Here is a 1,321-nt window from a genome sequence, read left to right as displayed (position 1 = left end):
TTAGGATCGTAAGCAAGAAGGTTAGTGTGCGACGCCGGGGGCGCGGGGGGCTGGTTAAATTGGTGTTTGTTCGCGAACGTGCTGTGGAAGCGGTGTTTCGCTTCATCACTTTCAATCACGATGAATTTCCATGGTTGCGAGTTGATTGACGATGCAGACAGACGAATGGCTTCTTTGATGATGGCCATATCTTCTTGAGAAATGCGTTTTTCTGCGTCGTATTTTTTCGCTGTGTAGCGGCTGTTTAGATCTTTAATGATTTGATGAGACACGTTTTTATCCTCGTTATTCAGTTTTATATCGGCCGCTTTTAGCTTCGACAACCACGCGTACCTCGAAAGTGAGTTCATAGTACCGAATAACCAGCAATTGATAAGATGGCTTTTATTTAAATCACTTTTAACTTTTTGTTGAAAATCGAACAGAGAACTTGGGAGTGATGTTTCAAACTCTGCGTAGAGAACGTGGTCTTTGCTGTTTCTTGGCAAAAATTACAAGCTTTGAGATATTCGCTTGCCCCTTCTTTGAGATATTAAATTACCCTCATAAAATATGAGTTGTACTCTGGTTTTCGTTTGGAGTGGTCATGAATGTGATTGAGGGTTTCAACGACAGTTACGAGCGTTGTGTTCTCAGTGAGTACTTTTTCGAGCGGTTTTATGCCAAGTTTTGGTCGAAAGGAGAGAGCTTTCGGCAGAAATTTGAAGGCGTAGATATGCAAAAGCAAGTTCGTATGCTCAAAGGCTCGATCGTCTTTTTTATGATGACAGACACGTCTTCTGATGCGCGAAAAATGATGGAAAAGTATGGCAAAAAGCACGGTATCGGAAACATTGGTATCAAACCCGAAGACATTGATATTTGGTTTGAAAGCTTATTGGAAACAGTACGGGAGTGTGATTATGAGTACAACTCCGACGTTGAAAAGGCATGGCGCGCTTGTTTTAAATCGGGTCTGGAAATCATGAAACGCGAATGTGGTACGCCGCCAAGTAAATCCGACACGGGTCAGTGATCGAAAGGTTTGTGATATCTAATATGAAGAAGCGGCCTTACTGTTTACACCAAACTCAACGAGACCAAACTAAGTCCGCTCAAGTTAAACCCAAGCCGCTTCCGCCCTTATTTGAAAATTAATGTGGCTATTCTTCTTTATCCTGCCCCTGATTCTTTTTAACGGCGTTGGCAATGTCCGTCACCGCTTCGACCAAATTAATTGGCATTGGGAAGATGATGGTTGAGGTTTTGTCCGTCGTAATTTCGGTTAATGTCTGCATATAGCGTAATTGCAGCGCGTTTGGCGCTTCGTTTAGCATTTCTG

2 protein-coding genes and 1 pseudogene are annotated in these 1,321 nt (G+C 42.8%); 1 reads left to right on the top strand and 2 read right to left on the bottom strand.

Going from position 1 to position 1,321, the window contains the following annotated elements:
• The coding region (locus R7040_RS24465; RefSeq protein ID WP_318097268.1) for a nitroreductase family protein at positions 1–272 on the bottom strand (272 nt) is incomplete at its 3' end.
• A gap of 314 nt (positions 273–586) precedes the next feature.
• Here R7040_RS24465 and R7040_RS24460 point away from each other — a divergent pair.
• A complete protein-coding gene (locus tag R7040_RS24460; protein WP_318097267.1) occupies positions 587–1,015 on the top strand; it encodes a globin in 429 nt (142 codons plus the stop codon).
• A 127-nt stretch (positions 1,016–1,142) separates the two neighbouring features.
• Here R7040_RS24460 and R7040_RS24455 read toward each other — a convergent pair.
• A pseudogene (locus R7040_RS24455) lies at positions 1,143–1,321 on the bottom strand (slipin family protein); the annotation flags it as partial.

It is taken from the genome of Vibrio sp. 1069 (genome assembly GCF_033340555.1).
The sequence above is the reverse complement of the archived record's forward strand: the minus strand, read 5'-3'. Positions and strand labels throughout refer to the sequence as shown.